Origin of the sequence: Streptomyces sp. NBC_01390 (genome assembly GCF_045040105.1) — a bacterium.
GTDB lineage: Bacteria > Actinomycetota > Actinomycetes > Streptomycetales > Streptomycetaceae > Streptomyces.
In genome coordinates this window covers 6,287,286-6,308,521 of the sequence record NZ_CP109551.1, presented here as the reverse complement: position 1 = coordinate 6,308,521, position 21,236 = coordinate 6,287,286, and the positions used below count along the sequence as shown (strand labels likewise).

Genomic DNA, 21,236 nt, shown 5'->3' with positions numbered 1-21,236 from the left:
GAAAAGCAGTCTCCACGCGCGCGTGCGGCCCGAAAGGGCTTCACGCGCGCGTGCCGTTTCCGGGCCGGGCAGGCGGTTGTACCAGTCTGCGGGGGCCGGCGGTGCTTCGGCGGACGTCAGTCCACGAACGCCTCGCACACCACGTCGTACTCGCGCGTCCACCACACCGCGAGCGCCGAGGCGGCCGGGAACTGGGAGTCGGCGCGGGTGTCACCCCGCTCGTAGTGCCAGCGCAGCATCCAGAAGTCGTTGAGACGCTCCCACCACACCCGGTGTACGGCGGCGGCCAGTTCGGAGGGCGTGGCCCCCGCGGCCCGCCGGTACGCGCGCGCGTACGCCCGCGCCTTGGGCAGGTCGAGTGTGCCGGCGGGACGTACGAAGAAGATCGCGGCGGCGCGTACGGCCTCCTCCGCACGGGGCTGCACCCCGAGCCGGTCCCAGTCGACGATCGCGGCCGGGGCGTCCCCCTTGTAGAGCAGGTTGAACGGGTGGAAGTCCCCGTGCACCCAGCCCACCGAGCCGCCCGGCGGGGGCCGCCGGTCCGCGTGCTGTTCCAGCAGCGCGCGCCGTTCCAGGAGCCGGTGGCGGGCCAGTTCGTCGAAGGCGTCGGTGGGGCGGTGCCGGCGGACGTGGGCCAGGAGGTCGTCGATGAGCGCGAAGGTGTCGGCGGGGTCGGCCGAAGGGGCCTGCAGCGGCTCGGCGGTGCCGTCGGTACCGGCCGGCTCCTGCTCCCCGGTGGAGTGGTCGGCGCGACGGGCACCAGGCGGGGGCTCGACGGGGATGCCGGGGGTGAGGGCCCTCGTCCCGCCTTCGACAGAGGCGCCGGCCCGGCCGCGGCCCGTGGACCCGTCCTGGCGGGTGGCGTCCCGGGGGTGGACGACAGCGATCGGGACACCGGGTCCCCCGTCCCGGTCGGCCTGTCCCCGTCGGACGAACCCGTCGGCGGCGTCCTGTTCACCGGCCCGTCCGCGACCGGCGGTCACCCGCTGCGGGGCTCCCCGCTCCCGTCCGCCGACCCCTTCCGCTCTCCCGTGCCCTTCCCCGGCGCCGTTCTCGTCCCCGTGCCCGTCCGACGCCCGGCCGCGGGTCGGCATGACCCGTTCCAGGCTCGCGTGGACCACGCCCAGCAGCGCGCCCAGTCGACCGCACTGGACGGTGCTGAGCTGGCCGCCGTGGCGGTGGCGGCCGTCGATCCAGGGGTGCAGGGCGTAGGCGTGTCCGCCGACGACGGCGACCGTACGTCCGTCGCGGCCGGGCAGTGGCGGGGCCACCGGGACGCCGAGATCCGCAAGGCGCTGGGTCGCCCGGTGCTGACGGGCGATCGCGGCGGGGTCGGCGGTCTCGGGGTCGAAGTGGTGCTTCAGGAAGTAGTGGCCGCGCGTGGTGGCGAGCCGGTAGCCGCGGTTCAGCAGCCCTTGGTCGACGGGCTCGCAGGTCAGCGCGGACCCGGCGGCGTACTGGCGGAGGAGGGCGCCCAGAGGGGGCGCATGGGACGCAAAGGGTGGTACAGATGAGCGCGGCACGCGCCAGATGGTAGGGCACGAGCCGGGCGCGTGAGCGGGGCGCTTGTCGCAGGCAGTCACAGGTGACCGCAGACAGTCACGGGCAGTCGGTTTCGATCACCGAGTGCACTGTTGCGAACTGGGGTTCGACTCGCAGGTAGACGGGATCGAAGGGAACGCCGTCCACGGAGCGCGGTGCGGGGCCGAACCGGTCGAGTTCGGCGGCGGTCGGCTCGACGGCGGCACACTCCCCGACGACCTGCACGGACCAGGACCGACTCCGCGCGGACGGAACATCGGCGCCGTACGCGACGACACCGCCCACACACGCCCGGTGGTAGCCGTGCCCCCTGTGCAGGCGCAGCAGAACCTGGCCGTCCACCACGATGTGCCGGGCGGACGCCAGGAAGGGCAGCGCGCGCATGCTGGTCGCGACCCGGCCGTGCTCGACCCGGCCGAGGAGGTCGACGGCGCGCTGTTCGTCGGTCGGCATGCACTCAGGGTGCGAGACGGGAAGCCGGGCACACCAGGGGCGCTCGCCCCGAGAAAAGAGGCCTAAAGTCCCGATTCGGGCACCCCGGTGATGTGCCCGGCGTGCCCGGCCGCGGAAAGCCCGGGAGGCCTAGAAACCCTGCCGCTGCTCGTGCTGCCCCTGCCGCCACCCGTGCTGCTCCGCCTGCATCCGCGCCACGTACGCCGCCGCCTGCGAGCGCCGCTGCATCCCGAGTTTGGACAGCAGTCCGGACACGTAGTTCTTGATGGTCTTCTCCGCCAGGTGCAGCCGTTCGCCGATCTCGCGGTTGGTGAGGCCCTCGCCGATCAGGTCGAGGATCCGGCGCTCCCGCTCGGTGAGGTCCGCGAGCCGTTCGTCGCCCTTCGGGCCGCCGCCGTCCCGCAGCCGCTCCAGCACGCGGGCGGTCGCGGTCGGGTCGAGCAGGGACCTGCCGGCTGCCACGTCCCGTACGGCCGCCAGTAGTTCATGTCCGCGGATGGCCTTCAGGACGTACCCGGAGGCGCCCGCCATGATCGCGTCGAAAAGCGCCTCGTCGTCGGCGAACGAGGTCAGCATCAGGCACTTGACGCCCGCGTCCCGGGAGCGGATCTCGCGGCACACCTCGACGCCGCTGCCGTCCGGGAGCCGTACGTCCAGGACGGCCACGTCCGGGCGGGTGGCCGGAATCCGTACCAGTGCGTCCGCCGCCGTGCCGGCCTCGCCGACCACCTCGATGTCGTCCTCGACCGAGAGCAGTTCATGGACTCCCCGGCGGACGACTTCATGGTCGTCGAGGAGAAATACAGTGATTTTTCCGTCTTCGGGCACCCGGACAGTCTCACACACCGACTCTTCCCGTGAGCTGGGTCAGCGGGATAACGTGCCGTTGTTCCGGCCCCCTGCAAGGCTGTGACCAGGGCCCCTTCCCGACTTGCTCAATTTACTTGGATTTCCAAGCAAAATCGCAGGTCAGGGGGGTTTCATAGAAATATGGCGCACTGGGTAACGTGATGCTTGCGGGACGCTCGCCGGGACGCCTGTCACGCCTGTTCCCGGCCGAGTGGCACCCACCCCGTGCACGGGTCTCGGGAACAGGTGACCGCACTGGTTACCCGGCAACCCCGGGGCCGGACCGACGGAGGAGTACACGTGACCGTGGAGAGCACTGCCGCGCGCAAACCGCGACGCAGCGCCGGAAGCAAGACCGGTACCACCCGCACCACCGCGCAGAGCGCCGACACGCCGGCTGTCGACGCACAAGCCACGGCCGCGCCGCCCGCCACTGCCACCGCGACGAAGGCCACGGCCGCGAAGCGCGCCCCCAGCAAGCGAGCCCCCAGCAAGCGCGCCGCCGCCAAGAAGCCGCCCGGGGAGCCGGTCGAGAAGTCGGCTGAGAAGTCGGGCGGGACGGGCGCCGATCCGGATCTCGTCCAACTGCTGACCCCCGAGGGCAGGCGCGTCAAGAACGCCGCCTACGACCCGTACGTCGCAGCCCTCACCCCTGACGACCTGCGCGGTCTGTACCGGGACATGGTGCTGACCCGCCGCTTCGACGCCGAGGCCACCGCCCTCCAGCGGCAGGGCGAGCTGGGCCTGTGGGCCTCGCTGCTCGGCCAGGAGGCGGCCCAGATCGGCTCCGGCCGTGCCACCCGGCCCGACGACTACGTCTTCCCGACCTACCGTGAGCACGGTGTGGCCTGGTGCCGGGACATCGACCCGACCAACCTGCTGGGCATGTTCCGCGGGGTGAACCACGGCGGCTGGGACCCCAACACCAACAACTTCCACCTCTACACGATCGTCATCGGCTCGCAGACCCTGCACGCCACCGGCTACGCGATGGGTGTGGCCAAGGACGGCGCCGACTCCGCGGTCATCGCGTACTTCGGGGACGGCGCCTCCAGCCAGGGCGACGTCGCCGAGTCCTTCACCTTCGCCTCGGTCTACAACGCCCCCGTGGTGTTCTTCTGCCAGAACAACCAATGGGCGATCTCCGAGCCGACCGAGCGCCAGACCCGCGTCCCGCTCTACCAGCGCGCGCAGGGCTACGGCTTCCCGGGCGTACGGGTGGACGGCAACGACGTGCTGGCCGTCCTCGCGGTGACGAAGTGGGCCCTGGAGCGGGCCCGCAGCGGCGAGGGCCCGACGCTGGTCGAGGCGTACACGTACCGCATGGGCGCCCACACGACCTCCGACGACCCGACGCGCTACCGCCACGACGACGAGCGGGTGGCCTGGGAGGCGAAGGACCCGATCGCGCGTCTGCGGACGTACCTGGAGGCCTCAAACCACGCGGACGAGGGATTTTTCGCGGAACTGGAGGCCGAGAGCGAGTCGTTGGGCAGGCGAGTACGCGAAGTGGTCCGTGCAATGCCCGACCCGGACCCCTTCGCGATGTTCGAGCACACCTACGCCGACGGGCACGCGCTCGTGGACGAGGAGCGGGCCGAGTTCGCCGCCTACCAGGCGTCGTTCGCAGATGTGGAGGGGGCATGACCATGGCGGCTGAGACAGTGGCTTCGACGAACGCGGCCCCGAAGACCGTGACGTCCAAGAGCATGGCCCTGGCGAAGGCGATCAACGAATCGCTGCGCAAGGCCCTGGAGTCGGACCCCAAGGTCCTGATCATGGGTGAGGACGTCGGCAAGCTCGGCGGAGTCTTCCGGGTCACCGACGGTCTGCAGAAGGACTTCGGCGAGGACCGGGTCATCGACACCCCGCTCGCCGAGTCCGGCATCGTCGGCACGGCCATCGGCCTCGCCCTGCGCGGCTACCGCCCGGTGGTCGAGATCCAGTTCGACGGCTTCGTCTTCCCGGCGTACGACCAGATCGTCACCCAGCTCGCGAAGATGCACGCGCGCGCGTTGGGCAAGATCAAGCTCCCGATCGTCATCCGCATCCCGTACGGCGGCGGCATCGGCGCGGTCGAGCACCACTCGGAGTCCCCTGAGGCGCTCTTCGCGCATGTGGCGGGCCTCAAGGTGGTGTCCCCGGCCAACGCGTCGGACGCGTACTGGATGATGCAGCAGGCCATCCAGAGCAACGACCCGGTGATCTTCTTCGAGCCGAAGCGGCGCTACTGGGACAAGGCCGAGGTCGATGTCGAAGCCATCCCCGGCCCGCTCCACAAGGCCAAGGTGGTCCGCGAGGGCACCGATCTCACCCTCGCGGCCTACGGCCCGATGGTGAAGCTGTGCCTGGAGGTCGCGAACGCGGCGGCCGAGGAGGGGCGTTCACTGGAGGTCCTCGACCTCCGGTCGGTCTCCCCGCTCGACTTCGACACCGTCCAGGCCTCGGTCGAGAAGACCCGCCGTCTGGTCGTGGTGCACGAGGCACCGGTGTTCTTCGGTTCGGGTGCGGAGATCGCGGCCCGGATCACGGAACGCTGCTTCTACCACCTGGAGGCACCGGTGCTCAGGGTCGGCGGCTATCACGCCCCGTACCCGCCGGCGCGCCTGGAGGAGGAGTACCTACCGAGCCTGGACCGGGTGCTCGACGCTGTCGACCGCTCGCTGGCGTACTGAGGAGAGGGACGTGACGACGATGACTGACGCGTCCGTTCGCGAGTTCAAGATGCCCGACGTGGGCGAGGGACTCACCGAGGCCGAGATCCTCAAGTGGTACGTCCAGCCGGGCGACACCGTCACCGACGGCCAGGTGGTGTGCGAGGTCGAGACCGCAAAGGCGGCCGTCGAACTGCCCATCCCGTACAACGGGGTCGTGCGCTCGCTCCACTTCGCCGAGGGCACGACGGTCGACGTGGGTACGTCGATCATCGCGGTGGACGTGACGGGCGGGACCGGAGCCGCGGTGGAGGCCGAGGCTCCCGTTCCGGCCGAGGCACCCCGGGCCGCGCCCGAGGAGGCGAAACCGCCGGCCCGTCAGCCGGTCCTCGTCGGCTACGGCGTGGCCGTCTCCTCGACCAAGCGCCGTCCGCGCAAGGGCGCGGACATCCCGGCGCAGGAGGTCGCGGCGGCGGTCCAGCACGAGCTGAACGGCCACAGCGGGCAGGTGGGGACGAACAACGGCCACGGCGCCCTCACCAGCACGGGCACGGGCACCGGAATGGCCCTGCCCGGTCAGGCGCTCCTGGCCGCGGTGACGGACCGTCCGCTCGCGAAGCCGCCGGTGCGCAAGCTCGCCAAGGATCTCGGCGTCGACCTGGCGACGGTGACCCCGTCGGGCCCCGACGGCGTCATCACACGCGAGGACGTGCACGCGGCGGTGGCGCCGGCGGCCCCGGTGGCCCCCGAGCCGGTGCGCACGGCACCGGTCGTCCCGGCGGCTCCGGCGGCCACGTACGACGGCGCCCGGGAGACGCGCGTCCCGGTCAGGGGCGTACGGAAGGCGACCGCGGCGGCGATGGTCGGCTCGGCGTTCACGGCGCCGCACGTCACGGAGTTCGTGACGGTGGACGTGACGCGCACCCTGAAACTGGTGGAGGAGCTGAAGCAGGACAAGGAGATGCAGGGCCTGCGGGTGAACCCGCTGCTCCTGATCGCCAAGGCCCTGCTGGTCGCGATCAAGCGCCACCCGGACATCAACGCGTCCTGGGACGAGGCGAACCAGGAGATCGTGCTCAAGCACTACGTCAACCTGGGCATCGCGGCGGCCACCCCGCGCGGTCTGATCGTCCCGAACATCAAGGACGCCCACGACAAGACGCTCCCGCAACTGGCGGAGGCGCTCGGCGAGTTGGTGTCCACGGCCCGGGACGGCAAAACCTCTCCCGGCGCGATGCAGGGCGGCACGGTGACGATCACGAACGTCGGTGTCTTCGGCGTCGACACGGGCACGCCGATTCTCCCGCCCGGCGAGGCCGCGATCCTGGCGATCGGCTCGATCAAGCTCCAGCCGTGGGTCCACAAGGGCAAGGTGAAGCCCCGTCAGGTGACGACCCTGGCCCTCTCCTTCGACCACCGGCTGGTGGACGGGGAGTTGGGGTCCAAGGTGCTGGCGGACGTGGCGGCGATCCTGGAGCAGCCGAAGAAGCTCATCACCTGGGCGTGAGACACGAAGAAGGGGCCTGCCGCGCTGAGCGCGGCAGGCCCCTTCTCACGTTTGGATCAGCGGCTGGACATCAGCCCAGGCGCGCGAAGCCGTAGTTCATCAGCTTCTTCGCGTCCGCCGTGCGGTTGGCGACCGACGTGGAGGCGAGGACCGTACCGATGACCGTCTTGCCGTTGCGGGTGGCCGCGAAGACCAGGCAGTACTTGGCCTGCGGGCCGGAGCCCGTCTTGATACCGATGGTGCCGGCGTAGCCGGACAGCAGCGGCTTGTTGGTGTTCTCCCAGCTCATCCAGCGGGTGCCACCGGTCTTGGTGGTGACCTTCTCCTTGAAGTTCTGCGTCTTCACTATCGTGCGGAAGGCGCCGCTCTTCATGGTGTTGCTGGCGAGCTTCGTCAGGTCGCGCGGCGTCGAGTAGTTCGCGCCGTTGCCGATGCCGTCGAAGCTGTCGAACTTGGTGTTCGTCATGCCGAGGCTGCGGGCCGTGCTGTTCATCTTGCCGATGAACGACTTCACCCGGGCCGCACGCGTCGTGCCGGTGCCGAACTTGTCGGCGAGCGCGTACGCGGCGTCGCAGCCCGACGGCAGCATCAGCCCGTACAGCAGCTGGCGGACGGTGACCTTGTCGCCGACGATCAGGCCGGCCGAGGAGGCGGTGTTGGCGACGATGTAGTCGCTGTACGCCTTCTGGATGGTGACCTTGGCGTTGAGGTTCAGGTTCGTCTGTGCCAGCACGACCTTCGCCGTCATGATCTTCGTGGTGGAACCGGTGGACAGCTTGGTGTCGGCTGCCTTGCCGTACAGCGTCGCGCCGTTGGCGTTGTTCATCAGATAGCCGCCCTTGGCGACGATCGTCGGAACGGCGACGGCGGCCTGCGCGGGCGCCGCGGTGAGCGCTCCGGTCGCGAGCACGGCGCCGGTGGTGACCACCACGGCTGCGGCTCTACGAAAACGGATGCCCTGGATGCCGGTTATCAACTTCAATACCCCGATTACGTATGAATCGTCCGAATGCCACTGGAGAGCGGTCGAGTTGGCCGAGTAGGCGAAACGCCACTCTCGTGTGACTCGTAACTAGCACAGTTGGTTGTGCGCGTGCTGAGGCGGGTTCCCCGATTTTCCCTTTCCGAGGGACGCCGTACGGCCGGGCGTGGTTCCCGCGTCCCTTCGGAAAGTTGAACTGTTGTCCGCGCGGCGACGTCACGCCCCGGACGGGGATCGGTTCTCGGGTCGGTCCATATGGCGGACGGCCGCCCCCATGTGTACGTGTTGTATCTATGCTGTCGGCATGAGCAGCCTGGCCGTGCAGCACGTGAAGCAACCTCCCGCCGCCGAGCGCGTCTACGCCCATGTCAAAGAGGGCGTCCTGGACCGCCGTTACGAGGGCGGGACGCTGCTCACCGAAGGCGAACTGGCCGAGGCCGTAGGAGTGTCGCGCACGCCTGTGCGCGAGGCGCTGCTGCGGCTGGAGGCCGAGGGGCTGATCAAGCTCTACCCGAAGAAGGGCGCGCTGGTCCTGCCGGTCTCCGCGCAGGAGATCGCGGACGTCGTCGAGACCCGGCAGCTGGTCGAGGAACACACCATCCGCAAGGCGGTGCCCGCCTCGCCACAGCTCATCGCCCGGCTCACCGAGCTCCTCGACCGCCAGCGCGAGCAGGCCGCCGCCGGTGACCTCGCGGGCGCCGCCGTGACCGACCGGTGCTTCCACGCCGAGATCGTCCGCAGCGGGGGCAACGAGATCCTCTCCCGGCTCTACGACCAACTGCGCGACCGGCAGCTGAGGATGGGCGTCGCCGTCATGCACGCCCACCCCGACCGCATCACCAAGACGCTCACCGAGCACCAGGAGATCCTCGACGCGCTGCGCTCGGACGATCCGGAGGCGGCGGTCGCGATCGTGCACCGGCACGTCAACTGGTTCTCCAACCTGGCCCGGGGCGAGGTCCGATGAGCCCCAAGTCCGTCGTCGGCGCCGGTTCCGGTCCCGGTTCGCTGCCCGGCGATCCTCCCGGTGGGCGCCGCGCGGTCCTCGTCTGGTCCGTCGGCGTCTCCGTGTACTTCGTCGCCGTCATCTTCCGTACGTCACTGGGGGTGGCCGGGCTCGACGCCGCCGACCGCTTCCACGTGGGCGCCTCCGCGCTGTCCACCTTCTCGATCCTCCAGCTCCTCGTCTACGCGGGCATGCAGATACCGGTCGGACTCCTCGTCGACCGGCTCGGCACGAGGAAGGTGCTGGCCATCGGGGCGGTGCTGTTCACGGCCGGGCAACTGGGCTTCGCGTTCTCCCCCTCGTACGGCACGGCCCTCGCCTCCCGCGCGCTGCTCGGGTGCGGTGACGCGATGACGTTCATCAGCGTGCTGCGGCTGGGGTCCCGTTGGTTCCCCGCGCGGCGCGGGCCGATGATCGCGCAGCTGGCGGGGCTGGCCGGGATGTCGGGCAACCTCGTCTCGACGCTCGTCATCGCGCGGCTGCTGCACGGCGTCGGATGGACGGCGGCCTTCGCGGGCAGCGCGGCGGCGGGGGTGGTGGTGCTCGTGCTGATGCTTCTCTTCCTCAGGGATCACCCGGAGGGGCACGAGCCGGAGCCGTTCCCGCATCAGGGGGCCGCGTACGTCCGCCGGCAGATCGTCGCCTCGTGGCGCGAGCCGGGGACGCGGCTCGGCCTGTGGGTGCACTTCACCACGCAGTTCCCGGCGATGGTGTTCCTGCTGCTGTGGGGCCTGCCGTTCCTCGTCGAGGCGCAGGGGCTGTCCCGGGCCACGGCGGGGGAGCTGCTGACACTGGTCGTGCTGTCGAACATGGTGTTCGGCCTGGTGTACGGCCAGATCGTCGCCCGGCACCACACGGCGCGGCTGCCGCTGGCGCTGGGCACGGTGGGCGTCACGGCGGTGACGTGGGCGGTGGCGCTCGGCTACCCGGCGCTGTCCGGCGCCGGCCACGACCCGATGTGGCTGCTCGTGGTGCTGTGCGCGGTGCTGGGTGCCTGTGGGCCCGCGTCGATGCTCGGCTTCGACTTCGCCCGGCCGGCCAATCCGCCCGAGCGTCAGGGCACGGCGTCCGGGATCACCAACATGGGCGGGTTCGTCGCCTCGATGACGACACTGTTCGCGGTCGGTGTGCTGCTCGACATGACCGGGGACAACTACACGGCCGCGTTCTCGTTCGTGTTCCTGTTGCAGGGGGTTGGCGTCAGCCAGATCCTGCGGTTGCGGAAGCGGGCGGCGCTGCGGGAGCGGGAGCGAGTGGTTGCCAGCAGGGTGTCGACAGTGCACGTTCCGGTGTAGGTGCGGGGTGTTGGTGTGGGCGTTTCTGGGGGCTGCCGCCCCCAGGCCCCCGCTGTCGGCCCTGAAGGGGCCTCGTCCTCAAGCGCCGGACGGGCTGAGAGGGCCGACCGGCCTTGAAAGTTTCAGGGCGTCACCGCGAAGTGGCGCAGGATGGCCGCCGTCAGTCCAGGGTCGCCCTCCGCCTTGATGCGGTCGGACGCGGCCTCCGGGGTCACGCGGCCGCAGGCCAGGCGGAAGTAGGTCTCCCAGTCGAGGGAGAAGGACGCTGCGGGGCCGAGGGCCGGGGAGGTCTCCAGGGTGCCGCGGCCGTTGATGTCGACGCGGATCGTGCGCAGGAACTCGAGGGGACCGTGCACGTCGAAGACGATCGCCGAACTGCGCGGCGCCCCCGCGTCCTTGGCGACGGCCTTCGGCAGCCTGTCGAGCAGTACGTCCCGCGTGATGTGCGCGCCGGGCGAGTCCAGGTTGCCCGGCCGGCCGAGGGCGGTACGCAGGTCCTGCTCGTGCACCCACACGTCGAACGCCCGGTTGCGCATGGCGTCCTCAAGGGCGGTCTCCTGGCCGTGGAGGCCACGGATGATCGCCCTCGGTTCCCGAGTCTCGTTGCGCAGCTGGCGGTTGCGGCGGATGACCGTGTACTCCAGCTCGGACGTCATCTCGGGGGCGGTGTGGTGCCGCCGTACGTCGACCTGCATCTCCGTGTAGCGCTGCTGCTCGTTGGTGACGTGGTAGAGGTCACGCGGGAGGGTGTGGATGGGGCGCGGGTCGCCGAGCATCTCGCACTCCATGCCGATGACATGGGAGACCACGTCACGGACCGACCAGCCAGGGCATGGGGTCCGGCGGTTCCACTCGCCCTCCACGAGCGGTGACACCAGCTCGGATATCGCGTCGATGGAGTGGGTCCAGGCGTCGGCGTAGGGCTGGAGAGTGGGATGCAGACTCACGGAACGGGACCCCTCGGGCGGTCGGTACGCGGGCAGTGGTGACGGCGGATGACGGCGGGTGTCGACGGCGTTGTCGGCGGTACGAAGGCGCGGGCGGGACAACTGTCAGCGGGTGTCTTGGAACGTTAAGTTACGCTGCTGTGAGGCACCCCGGCAGTGCTTTCGTGTGACGATCGTAGGCCCGTGTGAACGGCTCGAATGTCAGGACGGTGGTAGTGTGCGCGCCTCGCTCATCCAGATCGGTGTAGAAGAGGGCGAATCGGTCGAATCGCGTAGAACGCGCGTGGCCTCGCTGGTGCGGGACGAGTCCGGTGCCGACCTCGTCGTGCTGCCCGAGCTGTGGACGACCGGGGCTTTCGCGTACGAGCGGTTCGCGACGGAGGCCGAGTCGCTGGACGGCCCGACGTACGAGGCCATGGCCAAGGCGGCGAGCGACGCGGGCGTGTGGCTGCACGCGGGCTCGATCCCGGAACGCGACCCCGAGGGCCCGCTGTACAACACCTCCCTCGTCTTCTCCCCCGCCGGTGATCTGGCCGCCGTCTACCGCAAGATCCATCGCTTCGGCTTCGACAAGGGCGAGGCCGTGCTGATGGGCGCGGGCGAGGAACTGGCCACCGTCCGTCTCCCCGAGACGACCGTCGGCATCGCCACCTGCTACGACCTCCGTTTCCCCGAACTCTTCCGCGGCCTTGTCGACGAGGGCGCGGAGACCGTCGTCATCTCGGCGGGCTGGCCGGAACGGCGGCGCGCCCACTGGACGCTCCTGGCTCAGGCACGGGCGGTCGAGAACCAGGCGTTCGTCCTTGCCTGTGGAACGGCCGGTACCCATGCGGGAGTTCCGCAGGCCGGTCACTCGATCGTGGTCGATCCATGGGGCGAGGTGCTGGCCGAGGCGGGCGCGGGCGAGGAGATCCTGCGGGTCGAGTTCGACCCCGCGAAGGTGGGGGAGACGCGGGAGCAGTTCCCCGCGCTGAAGGACCGGGTGCTGGGGCTCGCGGTCCCGCGCCGCCCCTGACGCGGACGCCGCCGGGGCGTGCGAACTCCCCCGGCGGGCCCTCGATCCTCGGGTCCTCATCCTCGGTCGTCCGTACTCAGTCGTCCGACCGCTCCTTCTCCGCCAGGTGGATCACGCAGACCGCCACCGCGATCAGGAGCGCCGGATCCGCGTCCTCCCGTACGACATCGACCCCGTAGGTCTCGCGTACGTGCAGCCAGCGACGGGAGATCTGGGCGAGGAGTTCGCCGTCGTAGTCGACCGCGAACTCCCGGTCCAGGATCTTCCCGCTGACGTCCAGTTCGGTGCCGTCCACCAGCGTCACCCGGTAGTGGTTGCGCAGCAGGGACAGCCGCTTGCGCTTGATCGTCGCCAGCTGCTCGCCGGCCCGTTCGATCACCATGGTGTCCCGCAGGGCGAACATCTTCTGGTGGATGTCGATCAGCACCTGCCCCTGCGTGTCCTTCAGCTCGAAGGTGTCCCGCAGCCGCATCGCCTTGCCGTCGACCAGGTAGACCTTGTCGCCGTGCTGGTTCTCGATCCAGTAGTCGTCGCCGAAGCCGAGCAGCCGGTCGCGTACGAGGAATCTCATGTACTCACCGTTTCCCGGCCACCGGTCCGAAAACGCCACCTGTAGGCCGACAGGCCGAAGTCTGTCATCTCCAGGGCGGCTGCCCGCCCTGGAGATGACACTCGACCCATGGATGCCATGGACGAAGCCGAAGCGCTCGCCTCGTCCCACCCCTGGCCCCCGGTGTTGCTGCCGGTCCGGCTGAAGACCGAGCCCTTCCGGCATCTCGGGAGCCTGGGGCTGCCGAGCGAGGACTTCGTCGTGGCGGGCAGTGCGCCGCTCTTCATCCGTGGGCTGCGGGACCGGGTCACCGATCTCGACATCGTGGTGCGCGGGGCCGGCTGGAGACGCGCCGAGGTCCTCGGTGACGTACGAAGAGCGCCGTACGAGCAGGTGCTCGCCGTCAATGTCGCCGAAGCCGGGAGCCGGATCGAGATCCTCGACGGCTGGTTCCCGCACATGTTCGGATCGGTGGACCAGCTCATCGCCCGGGCGGAGGTCGACGACGACAGTGGCCTCAGGTTCCTGTCCCTCGCCGACACCGTCAGGTGGAAGCGCCACCTGGACCGGCAGAAGGACCGCGAGGATCTCCGCCGGATCGAGGCCGCTGCGTACCGCGACCCCGTCCGGCCTTGAACCGCGCATCGCCCCGCGGGAGTCGGCGGGCGGGCGCACGAGCCGTACGCCGCCGTCCGTACCGGGATTCCGGTCAGCCGTGGTGCCGGTCCTCGTCGATCACGGTCGTCGAGGGCGGTATCAGCACCTGTCGGCGACGGGCGACGCTGCGGAACGCGAGGGCGCCGATCAGCCCCACGATCATCAGGATGACGCCGACCAGGTCGAGGTTGACCCCCTTCATCTGCCAGTCGGTCGCGAAGGTGAGGATGGCTCCCACGGCGATGAGGATGATGCATCCGCCGAGGCTCATGAGTGTTGCCTCCCTGTCGGGTCCGGTCGTTCCGGAGGTTCCGGGTGTTCCGGAGTTTCCGAGTGCCCGGAGCCGGGACAGGTATGCGTGCTCGCGTGACCAGGACCTGTCCTGGCCGACCTGTCCTAGCCTTCCAGGAAGGCGAGCAGGGCGTTGGCGAGCAGGTGTGGGTCGTCGGCGCCGCACAACTCCCGTGCGCTGTGCATCGACAGGATCGCCACACCGATGTCGACCGTCTTGATGCCGTGCCTCGCGGCGGTGATCGGACCGATCGTCGTGCCGCAGGGCATGGAGTTGTTGGAGACGAAGTTCTGGAACGGGACGCCGGCCTTCTCACAGGTGGCAGCCCAGACCGCGCGGCCCGAACCGTCCGTGGCGTAGCGGTTGTTGACGTTGACCTTGAGGATGGGGCCGCCGTTGACGCGCGGGTGGTGCGTCGGGTCGTGCCGCTCCGCGTAGTTGGGGTGGACGGCGTGGCCCGTGTCGGAGGACAGACAGATCGTGCCCGCGAACGCCCTTGCCCGGTCCTCGTACGTCCCCCCGCGCGCGAACACCGAACGCTCCAGCACGCTGCCGAGGAGCGGCCCGTCCGCGCCGGTGTCGCTCTGAGAACCGTTCTCCTCGTGGTCGAAGGCCGCGAGGACCGGGATGTACGGAAGCTGCTCGGCGCCGGTGGAAACGGCGGCGAGGGCCGCTGTGGCGGCGTGCACGGACAGGAGGTTGTCCATGCGCGGCCCCGCGACCAACTCCCGGTCGCGGCCCAGGTAGGCGGGCGGTTCGACGGAGTGGGCCATCAGGTCCCAGCCGGTGACCTCGCCCGGCGCGAGCCCGCACTCCTCTTCGACGAAGGCGATCAGGTCGCCCTCACGGACGTCGTCCGACATGCCCCAGATCGGCTGCAGATGGCGCTGCTTGTCGAGCTTCAGACCGTCGGTGTTCACGGCACGGTCGAGGTGGATGGCGAGCTGGGGGACTCGCAGCAGGGGCCGGTCGACGTCCACCAGGCGCGAGGTGCCGTCCCGCAGGGTGAGCCGGCCGGCCAGTCCGAGGTCGCGGTCGAGCCAGGAGTTGAGCAGCGGTCCGCCGTAGATCTCCACGGCGACCTGGCGCCAACCGTGTCCACCGAGGTCGGGCACCGGCTTGACGCGCAGGTTGGGGGAGTCGGTGTGGGCGCCGACGATCCGGAAGGGGGTGTGCGGCGCGGCGCCCTCGGGGACGTACCAGGCCACGATCGCGCCGCCGCGCAGCACGTACTTGCCGCCGCTCGTCCCGTCCCAGGCGTCCGTCTCGGCGACCTGGCGGAAGCCCGCCTTCTCCAGCCGCTGGGCGGTGTTCGCCACGGCGTGGTACGGCGACGGACTTGCCGCCAGGAAGGACATCAAGTCGTCGGTGTGGCCGCGGTCGAAGCGGTGGGGTGCGCTCATGGTGTTCACCTTAACGACGTAACAGCGCCCGCTCCCTGGGATGGTGAGCGGGCTCTCGTAACGGGGATGTGAAGGCCGGACAACTGGCTCGGGAGTCAGTTTCCGGACACCGGACGGACCGTGGGGATGTGTCCCGGTTCAGCAGTACGGCGGCCCGCCCCGGAAGGTGATCCGGGTGCGGGCCGCCGTCCTTGGCCGCTGTGTGCGTGTCCTGCCGTGTGCCTCCCCTGCTGATGCGGGGGAGTTGTGTGCGCGGGAAGCGCGCTCAGAAAGCCGCCTCGTCCAGCTCCATCACGTCGAGGTCGACGCCCGCCGCGAGCTTGCGCGCGCCGGTGACGCCGGGGAGGACGTTGGCCGCGAAGAACTTCGCCGCCGCGATCTTGCCCTGGTAGAACGGGACGTCCTTCGCGGACGCGGTCGGCAGCTTCTCGGCGGCCACGGCGGCGCCCTTGAGGAGCAGGTAGCCGACGACGACGTCGCCCGAGGCCATCAGCAGGCGGGTGGTGTTGAGGCCCACCTTGTAGATGTTCTTGACGTCCTGCTCGGTCGCCGCGAGGTCCGTCAGCATCAGGCCGACGATCGCCTCCAGCTCGACGGCGGCCTTGGCGAGCTGCTCGCGCGCCACCGCCAGGTCCTCGCCGCCCGTGCCCGGCGCGAGGAACTTCTTGATGTCCTCGGCAAGGGAGTTGAGGGCCGCGCCCTGGTTGCGGACGATCTTCCGGAAGAAGAAGTCCTGGCCCTGGATCGCGGTCGTGCCCTCGTACAGGGTGTCGATCTTGGCGTCGCGGATGTACTGCTCGATCGGGTACTCCTGGAGGAACCCGGAGCCGCCGAAGGTCTGGAGCGACTGGGCGAGCTGCTCGTAGCCCTTCTCGGAGCCGTAGCCCTTCACGATCGGGAGGAGGAGGTCGTTGAGGGCCTCCAGCGCGGCGGTGTCCTCGCCCGCCGCCTCCTTGACCTGGATCTCGTCCTGGACGGAGGCCGTGTAGAGCACCAGGGCGCGCATGCCCTCGGCGTACGCCTTCTGCGTGATCAGCGAGCGGCGGACGTCCGGGTGGTGCGTGATGGTGACCTTGGGCGCCGTCTTGTCCATGAAGTTGGCGAGATCCGTACCCTGGACGCGCTCCTTGGCGTACTCCAGGGCGTTCAGGTAGCCGGTCGAGAGGGTGGAGATCGCCTTCGTGCCGACCATCATGCGGGCGAACTCGATGATCCGGAACATCTGGCGGATGCCGTCGTGCTTGTCGCCGATCAGCCAGCCCTTGGCCGGGTGCCGGTCGCCGAAGGTCATCTCGCAGGTGTTGGAGGCCTTGAGGCCCATCTTGTGCTCGACGTTCGTCGCGTACACGCCGTTGCGCTCGCCGAGCTCGCCGGTCTCGAAGTCGAAGAGGAACTTCGGTACGAGGAAGAGGGACAGGCCCTTGGTGCCGGGGCCGTGGCCCTCCGGGCGCGCGAGGACGTAGTGGAGGATGTTCTCCTCCATGTCGTGCTCACCGGAGGTGATGAACCGCTTCACGCCCTCGATGTGCCAGGAGCCGTCGTCCTGCTGGACCGCCTTCGTGCGGCCGGCGCCCACGTCCGAGCCGGCGTCCGGCTCGGTGAGGACCATGGTGGAGCCCCAGGTCTTGTCGACCGCGATCTGGGCGATCTTCTTCTGTACGTCGTTGCCCTCGTCGAAGAGGATGCCGGCGAACGCCGGGCCGGAGGCGTACATCCACACGGCCGGGTTCGCGCCGAGCAGCAGCTCCGCGTAGGACCAGATCAGGGAGCGCGGCGCGGTGGTGCCGCCGATCTCCTCGGGCAGGCCGAGGCGCCAGTACTCCGACTCCATGAAGGCCTTGTAGCTCTTCTTGAAGGACGCCGGTACGGGCGCGGTGTTCGTCGCGGGGTCGAAGACCGGCGGGGTGCGGTCGCCGTCCGTGAAGGACTCGGCCAGCTCGTTCTCCGCGAGGCGCGTCATCTCCTCGAGGATGCTCTTGGCGGTGTCCGCGTCCATCTCCGCGAACGGACCCGTGCCGTACAGCTTGTCGCGCCCGAGGACCTCGAAGAGGTTGAACTCGATGTCGCGGAGATTCGACTTGTAGTGCCCCATGGCGACGGCTCCGTAGAGAGATCGGCGAGGCACTGGCTCCTCGCGCCTAATTCGCATACTGACTAGTAGCTACCTGCCCACGATGATGCTACCCGTCGGTAATAAGACGCAACCCCAACCGGTCATGTGTGACACGGAACGCGCCAAAGGCCGGGTGAATGGTCTAGACCGGGACGGTGAGGGTGGCCGTGTAGCCCTTGCTCACGCTGCCTTCCACGGTCGCCAGCTGCTGGTCGTGGCCGTCCCTGAAAACCATGTCGGTCTCCAGGGTGAGCCGGCCGAGGTTCTCCACGCTGCTGCTGTAACCGTCCGTCGCGTACACCGTGTCGCAGGCGTCCTTCGGGAGCGCCAGCTGCGAGGTGTTCGTGATGGAGGTGGCCGCGGTGGCGTCCGTCAGGCTGCCGTAGACCTCGAAGTGGATGTGCGGCCAGCGGCCCGGGTAGCAGCCCGGGAAGACGCTGGTGAAGGTGACCTGGCCCTTGTCGTCCGTCTCCTGCACGCCCCGCAGGTAGTTCTCGTCGGCGGCTCCCGCCGTATAGAGGGAGTAGTCGCCCGCGCGGTCGCACTGCCAGACGTAGACGGCGGCGCCCTTCTTCGGCGTACCGCAGCCGGAGGCCGCGTCGACGACCGTGAGCGTGACGGTGAGCGGCACACCTTCGGCGGTACCGCCGGCCGAGTCGCCGAAACTGGACCTGATGTCGCTGCGGACGACACCGCTCTCCTTGAGCACGTTCACCCCGTTCGAACCGTCGCCCGGGTAGGGGCCGGCGGTCTCGTCCGGGATGGTCGCGCACTCGGCGGACGAGGAGGAGGGGGCGGAGGATGAGACAGACGCGGGGGAAGAGGCGGAGGCCGCGGCGGAGGGGGTCGAGCCGTCGTCGGAGGAGCAGCCCACCAGGGGAACCAGGCCGGCGCCGGTCAGTAGCCGGATCATCCGGCGGCGGGCGAGGACGGGAAGGTCGCGCGCGAGCCCTCCGTGGTCGTCGTGGTCCTCATGGGTTCCGTGGTGCTGGCCGGTCGTCTGTCCGTTCATGGCCGTATCCCCTTGCTGGTGCCTGCCAGGTGTTTACCCGGGCTTTGCCGTAGTCGACGGTATGCGCCCGCTGCGGGAAACCGGCCCCGAATCCGTGAACTTTCAATGAGATGTCCCCATAACGCCCAGAGGACGGGCTCCCCCGGCCCGGCGAGGCCACGCTCTCGGTACCCTTGCGCCCATGTACGGCTATGACCAGAACGCTGGAGCGCAGCAGCAGCAGTACGCCCAGCCGCAGCAGCAGATGCCGGGCGGGTACGGCCAGCAGCCGCCGCTGTACCCCGAGCCGTCCCCGCCGTCCCTCGCGGACGCGGTGCGCGCTTTCACGACGGGCTCGATGTCGGCGGAGGACTTCCAGCAGGTCTTCGCCACGTCGAAGGTGTACTGCCCGCGCGGCGACAACCCCGGGTTCCTGGCGCTGCACAACACCCAGCAGCCGGTGATCCCGATGTTCACCTCCCTGAAGGAGCTGCGCCGGTACGCCGGCAAGGAGTCCAAGTACTTCGTGATCACCGGCGCCGAGGTCATCGACCTGCTGCCCACCGGCTACGGCTTCGTCGTGGACATGGAGGGCGAGCACCGCATGGTGTTCGACGCGAAGGCGGTCGAGCAGATGGTGGAGTTCGCGATGCGCAGGATGTACGGCTGAGGGTCGTCGCTCCCTCGTTTCCCACCGGGTAGTTCCGCAGTACGTCCCCGCTACTTCCTCACTTCCTCGGTATGTCCCCGGTACTTCCCCGGGATGTCCGCAGGCGGCGGAAATCCCCACGCGATTGTCACAGGCATGCCATAGGGTTCCTTCTGGCAGCCGCGCCCCACTGGCCACCGCTTCGAGCGGTCGCGCCTGGGTGTCGCGCGGCGCTCTCAGCTCCCGGTGATTCCGGGTTCCTTGTGGGGGGTTCACTACTGTGCGTATGCGCAGCACTTCGACCGCGACGGCGCTCGCGGTTCTCTTCAGCTCAGCGGCACTCAGCATCGCCGCCACCGGTTCCGCGTCGGCTCAGGAAGCCTTCGTCACCACACCCGTCGGCATGGTCGCCGACCAGGCCCTGCAGCGCGTCTTCGTCGCCGACCAGGCCAACGGGCGCGTTCTGGCCACGAACTACAGCGGCACTCTCGTCGGCGTGACCGTCGGCCTCGACGGCATCAGCGACCTGGCGGTGTCCGACGACGGCGCCACCCTGTACGCGGCTCTGCCGGGCACCCACGAGATCGTGGCTCTCGACGCGGCCGCGACCAGCCTGGACGTCAAGGCCCGCTACGACATCGGCGCCGGCACCGACCCCCGGGACCTGGCCTTCGCCGGCGGCCGCCTCTGGTTCTCGTACAAGGTCACCGGGGAGGACGGCGCCACCCACGGAAACCTGGGTTCCGTGAACCCGGCGATCGCCCCGGCGGGCGAGGTGAACGCGGTGAGCCTCGGCCTGCTCCCGGAGGGGGTCGTCCCGGACGACGACGCGGCGCTGCTCGACACCGACACGTCGACCCCCGGCCTGCTGACCTACACCTACGTCGACGCCGAGGCGGGCGGGCTGAACGTGCTCGACGTGTCCGGCGCCGCTCCCGGGGTGGTCGCCAAGAGCAGCGTCAAGGAGATCTTCGCGGACGTCGACCTCGTCCCCGGTACCTCCCAGGTGCTGGTCAACGGCAACAGGCGGCTCTCCTACGCGAGCGGCGAGCTGACCGAGGCCGGCGGCTACCCGGTTCCGACCGGGTACGCGGACGTCTCCCCGAGCGGTCTGGTCGTCCACGTCTACGGCAGCGAGGTGTCGGTCTTCAGGCCCGGCTCCGACAAGCTGGTCCGCCGTATCGACTCCGACGCCTACGGCGCGGGCCGACTCATCTGGGCCCCCGACTCCCCGCGGCTCTTCTCCATGCAGAGCAACACGTCGAACAGCCGCTACACGCTGAAGGTGTTCACCAACGCCACGCTCAGCGTCCCGGACCTCACCGTCGACGCCCCCTACTCGGCTCCCCGGGCCAAGAAGCTCACCGTCACCGGCAGCATCTCGGCGACGCTGCCGCTTCCGGCGGGCGCCAAGCTGGCGGTCACCCGGAAGGACTCCGAGAGCCCGAACGGCAAGGCGCTCCCGGCGGTCACGGTGAAGGCGAACGGGACGTACTCCTTCACGGACACCCCGCAGACAGGTGGCGGGGTCACCTACAAGGTCACGTACGCGGGCGACGTCGATCACACGGCGGCCGCCGCCTCCGGCAGGGTCGAGGTCCCCTTCGCGACGACCGCCCTGACCCTGAACAACAACGGCAGGCTGTACAACTACGGCACGGACGTCAAGTTCACCGCGCACCTCGGCATGACCTACAAGAACCGCACCGTCGAGATCTGGTCGGACCCGCACGGCACCGACAAGCCGAAGAGGCTGATCAAGACCGGCAAGGTCAACTCCGCCGGCAACCTCACCGCGACCGTCGACATGACCCGCGACACGAACGTCACGGCGGTCTTCAAGGGTGACACCCGCTTCGAGCCGAAGACGGTCAGGGTCACGGCCAACGCCCGGGTGAGGATCTCCCTGGCCGTCGCCCGGCACTACAAGACGGCCAAGATCGGCTCGGTCTCGTACTCCTGGTTCCACAAGAACACCGACCCGCAGCTGACGACCTCGATGCCCTACTACAAGGGCCGCAAGCAGCGCCTCGACCTCCAGGTCTTCTACCAGGGCACGTGGTACTCCAGCGGCTCCGAGTACTTCGCGATCGGTACGAACGGCAAGTCGGTCGTGCGGCTCCCGGCGCCCGGTGAGTCCGGCATCCGGGCCCGGATGCGGGCGGTGTACGTCGACGGCGGGTCCGGCGACAACGTGAACTCGACGACGTTCGGATCCTGGAAGTACCTGTACTTCAGCAACTAGCAGTCGCTGGCAGCAACCAGCAGCCGCCAGCAGTCGCTCAGCCGATCCCTGGTCGGTGGGTGAAGGCCCGGAGGGAATGCCCTCCG

19 protein-coding genes are annotated in these 21,236 nt (G+C 69.6%); 9 read left to right on the top strand and 10 right to left on the bottom strand.

The window, feature by feature from the left end; all coding sequences use genetic code 11:
• Positions 1–116: 116 nt before the first annotated feature.
• From OG241_RS28360 to OG241_RS28350, 3 genes are all read right to left on the bottom strand, one after another.
• Entirely contained in the window at positions 117–1,523 is a 1,407-nt protein-coding gene (locus OG241_RS28360; RefSeq protein WP_405819110.1) for a phosphotransferase, read from the bottom strand.
• Between the two features lie 76 nt (positions 1,524–1,599).
• The gene (locus OG241_RS28355; protein ID WP_405819109.1) at positions 1,600–1,995 is read right to left on the bottom strand and encodes a pyridoxamine 5'-phosphate oxidase family protein; all 396 of its coding nucleotides are present in this window, start codon (positions 1,993–1,995) and stop codon (positions 1,600–1,602) included.
• 129 nt (positions 1,996–2,124) lie between these two features.
• Positions 2,125–2,823, bottom strand: a complete 699-nt coding sequence (locus OG241_RS28350; protein WP_405819107.1) for a response regulator — start codon at positions 2,821–2,823, stop codon at positions 2,125–2,127.
• A gap of 321 nt (positions 2,824–3,144) precedes the next feature.
• Here OG241_RS28350 and pdhA point away from each other — a divergent pair, with 321 nt between their 5' ends.
• The 3 genes from pdhA (at position 3,145) to OG241_RS28335 (ending at position 7,005) form a co-directional block, all read left to right on the top strand.
• Complete coding sequence (gene pdhA, locus OG241_RS28345) at positions 3,145–4,491, top strand: pyruvate dehydrogenase (acetyl-transferring) E1 component subunit alpha (protein WP_405819105.1); 1,347 nt, start codon at positions 3,145–3,147, stop codon at positions 4,489–4,491.
• 62 nt (positions 4,492–4,553) lie between these two features.
• A complete protein-coding gene (locus tag OG241_RS28340; RefSeq protein ID WP_319097785.1) occupies positions 4,554–5,519 on the top strand; it encodes an alpha-ketoacid dehydrogenase subunit beta in 966 nt (321 codons plus the stop codon).
• Between the two features lie 10 nt (positions 5,520–5,529).
• Positions 5,530–7,005 carry a dihydrolipoamide acetyltransferase family protein gene (locus OG241_RS28335; RefSeq protein WP_405819103.1) on the top strand — a complete coding sequence of 492 codons (1,476 nt, stop codon included), beginning with the start codon at positions 5,530–5,532 and terminating at the stop codon, positions 7,003–7,005.
• Between the two features lie 70 nt (positions 7,006–7,075).
• Here the strand turns inward: OG241_RS28335 and OG241_RS28330 are convergent, their stop codons facing one another.
• Entirely contained in the window at positions 7,076–7,981 is a 906-nt protein-coding gene (locus OG241_RS28330) for a D-alanyl-D-alanine carboxypeptidase family protein (protein ID WP_405826460.1), read from the bottom strand.
• Between the two features lie 310 nt (positions 7,982–8,291).
• On the opposite strand from OG241_RS28330, the gene OG241_RS28325 reads away from it, so the two are divergent.
• Positions 8,292–8,954 carry a GntR family transcriptional regulator gene (locus OG241_RS28325; protein WP_405819101.1) on the top strand — a complete coding sequence of 221 codons (663 nt, stop codon included), beginning with the start codon at positions 8,292–8,294 and terminating at the stop codon, positions 8,952–8,954.
• The gene (locus OG241_RS28320; RefSeq protein WP_405819099.1) at positions 8,951–10,288 is read left to right on the top strand and encodes a nitrate/nitrite transporter; all 1,338 of its coding nucleotides are present in this window, start codon (positions 8,951–8,953) and stop codon (positions 10,286–10,288) included. Before OG241_RS28325 ends, OG241_RS28320 begins: the two co-directional genes overlap by 4 nt.
• A 122-nt stretch (positions 10,289–10,410) precedes the next feature.
• Here the strand turns inward: OG241_RS28320 and OG241_RS28315 are convergent, their stop codons facing one another.
• Entirely contained in the window at positions 10,411–11,235 is an 825-nt protein-coding gene (locus OG241_RS28315; RefSeq protein ID WP_405819097.1) for a maleylpyruvate isomerase family mycothiol-dependent enzyme, read from the bottom strand.
• Between the two features lie 217 nt (positions 11,236–11,452).
• On the opposite strand from OG241_RS28315, the gene OG241_RS28310 reads away from it, so the two are divergent.
• Entirely contained in the window at positions 11,453–12,250 is a 798-nt protein-coding gene (locus OG241_RS28310; protein ID WP_405819096.1) for a carbon-nitrogen family hydrolase, read from the top strand.
• 76 nt (positions 12,251–12,326) lie between these two features.
• Here OG241_RS28310 and OG241_RS28305 read toward each other — a convergent pair whose 3' ends face one another.
• On the bottom strand, positions 12,327–12,821 hold the full coding sequence (locus OG241_RS28305) for an LURP-one-related/scramblase family protein (RefSeq protein WP_405819094.1): 495 nt from the start codon (positions 12,819–12,821) through the stop codon (positions 12,327–12,329).
• A 108-nt stretch (positions 12,822–12,929) separates the two neighbouring features.
• Between OG241_RS28305 and OG241_RS28300 the strand changes: the two genes are divergently transcribed.
• On the top strand, positions 12,930–13,436 hold the full coding sequence (locus OG241_RS28300) for a hypothetical protein (RefSeq protein ID WP_405819093.1): 507 nt from the start codon (positions 12,930–12,932) through the stop codon (positions 13,434–13,436).
• A 73-nt stretch (positions 13,437–13,509) separates the two neighbouring features.
• Here OG241_RS28300 and OG241_RS28295 read toward each other — a convergent pair whose 3' ends face one another.
• From OG241_RS28295 to OG241_RS28280, 4 genes are all read right to left on the bottom strand, one after another.
• Positions 13,510–13,728, bottom strand: a complete 219-nt coding sequence (locus OG241_RS28295; RefSeq protein ID WP_405819091.1) for a hypothetical protein — start codon at positions 13,726–13,728, stop codon at positions 13,510–13,512.
• Positions 13,729–13,853: 125 nt separating this feature from the next.
• Positions 13,854–15,152: a M18 family aminopeptidase gene (locus OG241_RS28290; protein ID WP_405819090.1), complete on the bottom strand. Its 1,299-nt coding sequence runs from the start codon at positions 15,150–15,152 to the stop codon at positions 13,854–13,856.
• 265 nt (positions 15,153–15,417) lie between these two features.
• On the bottom strand, positions 15,418–17,244 hold the full coding sequence (locus OG241_RS28285; protein ID WP_405826459.1) for an acyl-CoA dehydrogenase: 1,827 nt from the start codon (positions 17,242–17,244) through the stop codon (positions 15,418–15,420).
• Positions 17,245–17,407: 163 nt separating this feature from the next.
• Entirely contained in the window at positions 17,408–18,277 is an 870-nt protein-coding gene (locus OG241_RS28280; RefSeq protein ID WP_405819088.1) for an intradiol ring-cleavage dioxygenase, read from the bottom strand.
• 181 nt (positions 18,278–18,458) lie between these two features.
• On the opposite strand from OG241_RS28280, the gene OG241_RS28275 reads away from it, so the two are divergent.
• The gene (locus OG241_RS28275; RefSeq protein WP_405819087.1) at positions 18,459–18,926 is read left to right on the top strand and encodes an SseB family protein; all 468 of its coding nucleotides are present in this window, start codon (positions 18,459–18,461) and stop codon (positions 18,924–18,926) included.
• Between the two features lie 265 nt (positions 18,927–19,191).
• On the top strand, positions 19,192–21,150 hold the full coding sequence (locus tag OG241_RS28270; protein ID WP_405819085.1) for an Ig-like domain repeat protein: 1,959 nt from the start codon (positions 19,192–19,194) through the stop codon (positions 21,148–21,150).
• Positions 21,151–21,236 lie beyond the last annotated feature (86 nt).